This window comes from Paenibacillus sp. TAF43_2, assembly GCF_052113545.1.
In the GTDB taxonomy this organism is placed as follows: Bacteria; Bacillota; Bacilli; order Paenibacillales; family Paenibacillaceae; genus Pristimantibacillus.
On the sequence record NZ_JBFRDK010000212.1, the window covers coordinates 1 to 9,608 of the forward strand.

At 44.7% G+C, this 9,608-nt stretch carries 6 protein-coding genes and 1 pseudogene; all 7 read right to left on the reverse strand.

The features are described 5' to 3' along the window. Window positions 1–37: 37 nt before the first annotated feature. Window positions 38–1,111 carry a Gfo/Idh/MocA family protein gene (locus tag AB4Z17_RS29020; protein ID WP_441963688.1) on the reverse strand — a complete coding sequence of 358 codons (1,074 nt, stop codon included), beginning with the start codon at window positions 1,109–1,111 and terminating at the stop codon, window positions 38–40. A gap of 4 nt (window positions 1,112–1,115) precedes the next feature. Further along, window positions 1,116–2,114: a Gfo/Idh/MocA family protein gene (locus tag AB4Z17_RS29025; RefSeq protein WP_441963690.1), complete on the reverse strand. Its 999-nt coding sequence runs from the start codon at window positions 2,112–2,114 to the stop codon at window positions 1,116–1,118. Window positions 2,115–2,160: 46 nt separating this feature from the next. Then, the gene (locus AB4Z17_RS29030) at window positions 2,161–2,967 is read right to left on the reverse strand and encodes a phytanoyl-CoA dioxygenase family protein (RefSeq protein WP_441963692.1); all 807 of its coding nucleotides are present in this window, start codon (window positions 2,965–2,967) and stop codon (window positions 2,161–2,163) included. Window positions 2,968–3,314: 347 nt separating this feature from the next. Next, complete coding sequence (locus AB4Z17_RS29035; protein ID WP_441963694.1) at window positions 3,315–7,217, reverse strand: discoidin domain-containing protein; 3,903 nt, start codon at window positions 7,215–7,217, stop codon at window positions 3,315–3,317. Window positions 7,218–7,698: 481 nt separating this feature from the next. Then, the gene (locus AB4Z17_RS29040) at window positions 7,699–8,250 is read right to left on the reverse strand and encodes a YdhK family protein (RefSeq protein ID WP_441963696.1); all 552 of its coding nucleotides are present in this window, start codon (window positions 8,248–8,250) and stop codon (window positions 7,699–7,701) included. A gap of 246 nt (window positions 8,251–8,496) precedes the next feature. Next, on the reverse strand, window positions 8,497–9,162 hold the full coding sequence (locus AB4Z17_RS29045; protein ID WP_076266000.1) for a FusB/FusC family EF-G-binding protein: 666 nt from the start codon (window positions 9,160–9,162) through the stop codon (window positions 8,497–8,499). 256 nt (window positions 9,163–9,418) lie between these two features. Continuing rightward, window positions 9,419–9,608, reverse strand: a pseudogene (locus AB4Z17_RS29050) (flavodoxin family protein); the annotation flags it as partial.

A 9,608-nucleotide genomic window follows, 5' to 3' on the forward strand; every position in this document is an offset into this window, starting at 1 on the left:
GTATAATCCGTCTATTACTCGTGTACATGAGCAGCCATTAATCGAAGTAGATCGTTTTACCGGTTTCGGCTGATAAGTAAACCGCTTCCAGAATAGCCGATACCACCATCGCCTCTTCAGGCTTAACGAGCGGATCGGTGTCGTTCACAATACTGCTGATCCACTGCTTGGCTTCATACTCAAAATCAGTCAGGTTTTCTCCATGGAATTGCTCTCTCTCGGTCGCTTTCACGTCGATGACGTTTAGAAATAAGCTGCCGTCCCTCTCGCCGTTAATGCGCAGACCGTCGTGAAAATCAGCACCGCCCTTCGTACCGCACAAATATGATCCTTCAGATTTGGCGATATTAAGTGCCCAGCTGGTTTCAATTGAAACGACAGCACCGTTTTTGAATTTTACATAACCAAAAGCGGAATCTTCTACTTCAAACTGCGCTGGGTCCCATGATCCCCATTCATTAGCTGCATTTTCTGTATTCTTCAGCTTCTGGAACACACTGCCTACTACACTGTGAGGCTCATAATTGTTCATCAGCCATAGGATGAGATCCAGTGAATGGGTGCCAATATCGATCAAAGGTCCGCCGCCTTGTTTCTCTTTATCCAGAAATACTCCCCATGTCGGAACCCCTCTACGCCTTGTTGCAACCGCTTTGGCATAATAGATCTCGCCAAGCTCATCATTCTCGATCATTTTTTTTAACAGCAGCGACTGAGCTTTGCTTCGGTTCTGGTAGCCAACTGTCAGCTTCTTACCGGTTCTAACATGAGCTTCGTACATCGCTTTCGCTTCGGCACTGGTCTTGGCCATCGGCTTCTCACACATAACGTGTTTGCCAGCTTCCATGGCATCGATTGAAATGACGGCATGCGAAATATTTGGCGTCAATACATGAATGACTTCAATATCCTCCATGGCTAATAGCTGCTTATAATCGGTAAAAATCTTCGCGCCGGGAACTCCATACTTCTCAGCAGCTTCGCGCGCTCTTTCTTCAATTAGATCGCAGAATGCGACCATCTCTACATTACCCACCTTGGCTAAGCTTGGCATATGTTTGCCGCCTGCAATCATGCCGCATCCGATAATACCTACCTTTACTGTTCGCATCTCATTAATTTCCTCCTTGCCGTTTAAAATCTACCGTTCTTCTCTCGCGATGAGCGATATATGCCGTTTCAAGAAGTTCCGTCAGCTTTGTTCCGTCCTCGAGTCCAAATGGCATCGGCTTGTCGTTCAGAATGCCATCTACCCATTGTGTTAGTGGAAGCGGCTGCTCCTTTGGAAGCTGTCGAGGTGAAATCCAGCCTTGGAGCGGTGAATCGGTATGTTTGGAAACAAATTTAACATCTTCCCCGGATATGATCAGTGTCCCTTCCGTACCGTATAGTTCAAACGCAGATGGCGTCGAGTAAGTAACAAGGCTAGTTTCCAGCAGCGCAACCGCGTTGTTAGCAAACTCAATCGAGCATTGTGCATTATCTTCAACAGCCCGGCCCGTAAAATAATTAAACATAGATGTAATTCGTCTCGGCTCACCAAGCAGCCAGCTTGCCAAGTACATCGGATGGCAACCAAGATCCATCATAGCTCCGCCGCCTGCCTGTTTCTCATCGTACCAGTATTCAGGCAGCCAATTGTTTAATGCTCCGTCGTGACCATTTCGGATACGCAGCAGCGTAATGGCGCCAAGCAGCCCATCGTCCAGAAGCTGTTTAGCGAATAAATGGTGAGGCCTTGTTCGAGCGGGAAAAGATATACAAAACTTCACGCCGGATTTTTGTACAGCATCCGTAATTTTGTCGCATTCGGCTACCGTAAGCGCCATCGATTTCTCGGTGAAAATATGTTTTCCAGCTTGCGCAGCAGCAACCATGACTTCCGCGTGCATGCTGGTAGGGGCATCGATGACGACAGCATCTACGTCTGCCCTTTGAAGCAGCGTATCCAGATCAGATTCAAAAGCAGCTCCTAGCTCTGCTGCCCACGTTCGCCCTCTCTCCGTTATTTCATCCCAAACTGCTGTTATGTTTACGTTTCCAAGTGATTGCAGGTGTTTTGCATATCCATCAGCATGAACATGCCATTTGCTAATCATCGCGACATTTAACATTCGAAAATCCCTCCATTATTCAAATATTTGTTTAAGCGGCGAATTGCTAATCTTTAAAAGCCGTTGCGGGGTACCCGGCGCCAAATGGCGCGTCTGGCCGCTCATATTCTCCTGCTAAATAACGGCGCATAGGCGTTGTACGCTCCAAATAGTCCTTGTTGTTTGCAAAGCGATCGGAGAATCGAACCCAAGGCGGACTATAAATATAATGTGCGGTATAACGGTCGTAATCTCCGTCATGATAATATGTACGATGCCAAACCGCGTTATGGAAGAGCAATACAGATCCGGCAGGCGCACAAATGACATGTCCTACAGGCAAATCACCTTTATCGCGGCGGATGTCTGCCGGGAGTGGAACTTGGGCTCTGTGGCTGCCTGGAATCATTTCCATGTTGCCCATCCTAGGCAGCGATTGGTCAGTAAGCAAATAGGAAGCGCGCAGCTGCAGAAGAGGAATCGGATAAGCTAGTTGATTAAAATCGTAGGCTCCTGAGCCATCCTGATGCCAGCCGCCTGCTCCTCCAAATGCCGGCTGCTTCGTGCACCAAGCGGATTGAAGAATAAAACGATCGCCATATAATGCTCTCACTTTTGGGAGCACCGCAGGGTGATCAATCAACTGATCCAGCGTGGGTTCGCTTTCAAATCCTCGGCCAACCTGAGCCCATCCGGTTGTCCCTTCTCTCTCATGCAGGCGAATAGATGCCTCCAAACATTGCTGTGCTTGGTCAGCGGATAATACATTAGGAATGATCAAATAACCCCACGACTCGAACATGAAACGGTCAAGCTCTGTGAATTCACCGGGTTGCGAAATGGCATTAAGTCCTTGACTGTGCTCGGCATTCATGCGATAACCTCCTGCTTTCTGGAGTGAATTGCATCTTTTATATATAAAATATGAACGGTAATTCATTTAATGCATAGAATGCTTGGATTATTCCGATTATTTTTATTTAAATCATGAACATTTTGGTTAACTAAACGCTTTGTGTTATCTAATTAACGGCGTTATCAACTAATTGCTCATATAATTGTTCGTTTTTCTCATTCATTTTCTAAAATCGTATATATTTAATATGTATTTTGAGATTCTCCATTTTCGTTTTATATCTTTGATAAACATAAAAAAAGTGGAGGAGTTCCGAAGAACTCCCCCACTCAGCCATCTCTCGATCTTACTGAATGATCAATCTGTTATTGAATGATCAAACCAAATCCATTCTGGATGTAATTCGTGTTGGGATGAGCGATATTGCTAGTCGTCAAGTTGTTGAACGTTGCTGAGCCATTCCCCGTATAGGTGTAAATTGCCGCACCTGGATGCGGTGATGTGAACCGCGATGTAAGGATTCCATCACGTCCCGTACCATTAATATTGATATTGTTGAACACGATATTTTCAAAGCCGCCGCCATATCCAAACTGGATAGCACTGCGCTGCGTATTGATAATATCGATGTTGGTAAACGTCACGTTTTTGATGGAATCGTTAGATGCCTCCAAATCGATAGCTCCGCGTTCGCCATTGTAGAGGTCTTTACTAGTTCCGCTGTTTATAATCGTTGTATCCGAGAACAAAATGCCGGTATTGTTCTGGAAATGGTAGCCTGGGAATACAGTGTTCATTCGAATGCCAGATCCGCCGACAGTGTCGATGATCAAGTTGTTAGTAGCCTTATGTCCTCCCCCGCCGAAAAATGCAATAGCAGCCGCACGCCAGTTATTCTCAATCGTATTAAACGAGAAGGTATTGTTGACACCCGCGCGGGCACCATTTACATTACTCGTCCATACGGCAAGACCATCATCACCGTTATTTCGTACGCTGCTGTTGCGAACAGTCGAATTGCTCGTTCCTTGGGCGAAGTTGACACCGTCAGCAAGATTATTTCGGATCCGGCTATTTTCAATCACGAGCCCATCCGCATAAATTGCTGGTGTATGTGCATAATCCCCTACCCAAAAACCGCATTCAAAGTGCTCAACCCATACATTGTGAACCTTTGAATTTTTTCCGAAATTGTCCATAAAGCCCTTGTAAATAGCACCCTCGTGATAGCGCGACCGCAGCTTGGAATTCATATAGATATTGCTAAAATCAAGCTTGCCTTCGACACGGAATGAAATGCCGCCCGATGCTACATTAGGGTTGGTAAACTGGATGTTTGTATGCCAAATGCCTGCACCCATGATCGTAATATCATTAATCATGTTACTGACAGAACCGACCTTCCACATGTTTCCGAGATGGAAGGTTCCTTCCGGTATATACATGATTTTTCCAGTAGAAACCGCTGATGTTACAGCAGCTTCGAAGGCTGCAAGATCATCGAGGCCATCGTTTGCAACAGCGCCAAAATCTGTTACAGAAACTGAGTTGGCCGGACGAGCAATCGCAGTTGGAACCTGCTCGATTTCAAGGAAGTCTACACCATATTCGAGATTGTCTGCATTGCTTTTTTGGATACGTATGGTATCGCCAGGTTGAAGGGCTGTATCCAGTTTCCAGTGCACCTCATCAAATCGGAAGAGCGGACGTCCTCCGGATGGAGTGTCAGCTGGTTGATCACTCGCGAAATACTGCCAGTTGTAGTAGGAAGTGAGCGGGATGGTCTTGGCTTTGACTCCATTAACGTAAACATCAAGTGATCCGCTGAGCCCCATACCATCCGCTGAGTCTGGCATCGTAAATCTCATCGTAACGCCTGCTCCGCCCTCCCCTTGCCTTACGTTCCACTGAAGATATGAGCCATTCGATGGAAGTGACACGTAGCTCTGACCAGATGCCTCGGATGCAATAAGCGCCTGATCGAATGTCGGTGCAGATTGTAAAGTTGCTCCTCCACCTCGAGTCGCATCCTGCGTATCGTACCTGTTGTAAGGCATGCTAGCACCTCGTGCAGAATAAACGACTAGACTTGTTGAACTCGTGTTATTTGCTTGCTTAATTGCTAATTCATTGGCATCAACAGCAACGATTGTTGATACGGTATAGTTGCCAGTTACTGCTGTCCATGTTCCAGAAATACTGACATTTGCAGATGCGCCAGCTGCTAAAGTACCGCTATATGACCCGTTGTAGGTCTGAATGGTAGAGCCGGCTGAATTTTTAAGATTAACGGTTACGCCATGGGTGCCGCTTGCTGAAGAAATGTTTCCTTGATTTTTAAGGATAACGTTGAAAGCGACTGTATTGCTGGCAACTGGATTACTAGGTGTCCAGGATACAGTTCCAATTAAATCGGAACTGGCTACAGGAGCGACAATGAGTGATGATGGATTCGTATAGCTGTTGTTGGCATCATTTTGCTCAATAATTGCATTGTTCTCATCTACCTTCGAGCTTACTGAGTACGTAGCTGCTGTTTTGGCACCAACATTAAGTGACACTGTTGCTGAAGCACCGGCCGCTAGTTCGGCTACTGGAGCAGAGCCGGCAAGCGTGTTGTTAAGGTAGAAGTTGACTGTAGTCGCTGGGGCACTGGCGTTGCCGATATTCTTAACTGTTGCGTTCAGTGTAATTTCATTTGTCTCTATTGGTGAGACCGGTGCCCATGACATGCCTGTAATCGTCAAATCAGGGTTTGGAGCAGGCGTTCCGTATACTTGAAACTCAGCGATTTGACCGCCAGGTGCGCCGGAGTTCGTCGTAATATTCAACTGCAGACGTTTAACCGTCGAGGTAACCGGAATCGTTATCATATTGCCCGAAGCTGGATTAAACGTATAAGCTTGTGCCGACACTAAGCTGCCGAAGGTTGTTGTATTTTGGTTATGGCCTAGTACTTGAATCGTTTGTGTACGAGTGCCCCATTCTGTAGAAGGATTCAGCTTCAGCACGATGGATGTAATGTCATGATTCGCCCCAAGATCGAGAGTTAAGGTGCTCGAAGCGCTGCCGCCTTCCCAATAAGTGGCGGTGTTATTGTCGTTTGCGTTCGCTGCGATAAACGTTTGTGTGCTGGATGATGCGCTAATAGCTTTGCCAATAGCGATGTTTCCACCTGGTGGAGTCGTAGGCGTTGCTGTTGGTGTTGGTGTTGGTGTTGGTGTTGGTGTCACTGATGGCGTAGGAGTTGGAGATGGCGTTGCTGTTGCTGTTGGTGTCACCGTTGGCGTAGGAGTTGCCGTTGCTGTAGGAGAAGGTGTAGGTGTAATGATCGTTGAATCAACTGTGATTTGGTCAAGATTGACATTGCCGGAATCGCCTGCATCGTATTTATAAGCAATCGTATTGGAGCCTGCAATTAAAGTGAGAGCCTCTGCTTTTGTTCCCCACGTATCCCAGTTCGCAAGGTTTGGAAGTGAGGTTTGGCGGATTTTTGTTCCGTTAACGTAGATGCTTATTGTTTTTGTGCTTCCGCTTGCATTGGCGTACTTGAGTGTCACGTTGCGGCTGCCTGCCGCGGCTGCATTGACCGTAAACGTTGTTGTCGCACCTTGTGCTAAGTAGCCGTCAACAAATCCAGTGCCGGCATAGCCGGTATGATCCGTATTTACGCTCGCTCCGCCGGACAATGCAGCAGATTCAGCCTGATAGGTGCCCGTAGGCGTTGACGTAGGGGTAGGTGACGGTGTCAGCGCAGTGCCATAAGTTTCGAATTCGGATAACTGTGCCGCTGGCCAGCCCGTATTGCCTGTAAAATTCAAGCGAACATAACGTGTGTTCGTTGAAGCGAAGTTAATTGTGACCGAATTGCTTGCAACCGCCGGATTAAATACATAACCGGTAGAAGCTGCAATATTCGTAAACGTTGTTCCATTAATACTGCCTTGAACCGCAAGTGTTTGTGTCCGGGTTTCCCAGCCTGCAGGCAGCTTTAATACGATCTGGTCGATGCTAGTATTTGAGCCGAGATCGACTTGGATCCATTGTGGAAATGCGTTATTTGCACTTTCCCAATACGTTCCTTGGTTGCTGTCTTTCACATTGCTTGGGCTGTAGTTTTGAGATTGGCCGCTTGCTGTAACGTCTTTGCCGATTGACAGATTTGATCCAGCTGCAGCAGAAACGGGAGTAAACGGTCCAGTAGATAGGAGCAAGGTCGAGAATAACATGGTAACGATGAGCGACCATGCAAAATACTTATTGCGCATTATATTCCTCCTCAATAATGTGGGGGTGCGAGAAATGTGCGATCTACCGAAAAACGTACGAATGGCAGCGTTTACAAAAAAGATTGTTTCACTTTTATGCGATTTCCGTATAGCCTTCCGTTCACTTTCCTAGTTCATTATAGAATGATAGACATCCCTCCTCTCGTTATCACACCCTTACATTATAAAGACATAATTGACCGAGCTATAAGATGTAATATTACGGAAATCGTATGCGATTCAATGATAATAAAACAAATCTAAGCTTCTTACCTCTAAAACAAAAAACCAGTCCAACACATGAGATGTGTTTAAACTGGTTATGTTCATTTTCTTATTTTGAAACTTATTTGCGGCTAATTTTTAATGTCAAATTAGGATTAGACTCCATTACTTGTAAAAAAGTTTCGTTTTCCTGTATAAAAAAAGACGATTCTCTCTAATATTGAGAAAGAATCGTCGTTTGTTCAGAAACGGTTGATTACTTCGGTGAAAGCTCGCTTTCCGTTACCCATTTATGGTTTTTCATTTTTTCTCCCCCAGTGGTTGGAACGTAATCAAACATATAAACCGTGGTTTGCTCTGCGGAATCAATTGTTGCGGTTGCGCCGTTCATACCCGCCATATGGTCTGCTTGAAGGATTACTTTTGTACCTGGCTCATAGGGTTTGTCGCCTGCATCTTTAATTTCTTCTTGAATAACCCACTTATGATTGGTCACTTTTTCGCCGCCTGTTGTTGGAGTATAAGATACGGCGTAGGCAGTAGTCGTATAGGCGCCCACAATTGTTGCTGTAGCTCCATTCATTCCTGCCATGTGGTCTGCTTTTATAATCGCTTCACTCCCCACCTTGTAGGTTGGATTCGTAGCTTCTTTTAACCCTTTTGGAAGCTGACTGCTATTGGAGTGATTCATTTGCGAGTGGTCTTCACCTTGATTGCTGGTCATCGCGTTCTCAGCATTTTCGTTTTTACCGCATCCACTTAAAGCGATTACCGCAGCAACACTAAGTAAAACCAATTGTTTTTTCATTTTATATTACACTCCTCTGTTTATTCGTTCAGTATGTTATTTGCATTATACCCCCAATGGGTATTTTGGAAACGTCTTTTCATTTCTATTTTTCAAATTTGTTCTTTTGTCCTCCTATCCACTATTCCTTATCCTCATTGTAACCAACACTTTTGAAGAACTTGTGTAGACTGCAATCAGTGATACTGGAAGAAGCAAATCACAACAAAAAAAGAAGCATCAAAATTTCTGATGCTTCTTTTCATTTTATGATTCATGTTTTCCAATAAAGTTGCTGAAGAATTTCTCTAAAACGGTAACATCGGTTATATTTGCGTTGCAGGCTTTGCTGTTAACGCACATATAATTTCCAATCGCCTTGTAGTAATCAGGTGAAGCATTAGCAGGCCTTGATTTCGTAATGGCCGTGAATAACGCAACCTCTTCATGTCTATTGCACAAAAAACAGTTGCTTTTCTTATTTGTTGGCGTAAACTTTCCTTCAATGCCGATAAGCTGTCCGTCTTGACGGTAAATAAGAAACAGCTTATTAGATGCGATATCGGTCCAACCCATATACGTAACATAACGGTAGTCAATATCATCTAAATCGGGTACCTTTAGCTTTTTGACTTTTGGGAACAGCTTTTTTATTTGAGCTGCCGTTACTTGAGTGAATTCCGACATCAATGGCTGCAGCGATTGCAAATAGGATTGAATTTCTTCTGTCCTATTTAACGTTGCAAGCTTCTCTAACTCATGCTTTTGAAGATCAGTTGCGTCCGGGAATGCTTCGGAAATCTTTGTTTGCGTACTATACCTAACCGCTTCAACTACTTTCGGATCGGATACCGTGTTGCAAGCAGTTTGAAGCAGATGTGCTTGTTTCTTAATTAAATTATATTGATGGTTTCTAATAAATGGTTTATTCATAGCTGTTCAGCCCCTTATTTTTAATGAAAAAAATATAAGGTGCAAAGCTTTTATTAGAAACGATATGAGCTCCATTGGGCGAAAATATTTCAGTCCGGCCCCACGCAAAGTATCGCCCTAATATTAGGCTTTGCATGAGCAGTTACTTTTCCCGGCAATTTGATTTGCCATTCCTATCACCTCCCTGCCTCTTTACATTATAAAATGAATTCAGATGTTGTTACAACGTGTGAATTCCTCTAAATTTAAATTTTGATTAAGTATGCCACTTTTTCCGGATTTCCTCCACAGTGGCCAAAGCAATGGTATCTTGCAAAATATCGCCAGGCTTGTTGCCTCTCCCAAGGATGTAACCTGCAAAATTTGTGCCCGTATAGTCGAAAATATATTGAAATTGCTGAACAAGCGGAATTCCTTTCAGATGGGGCTCGTCATCTCCTATACCG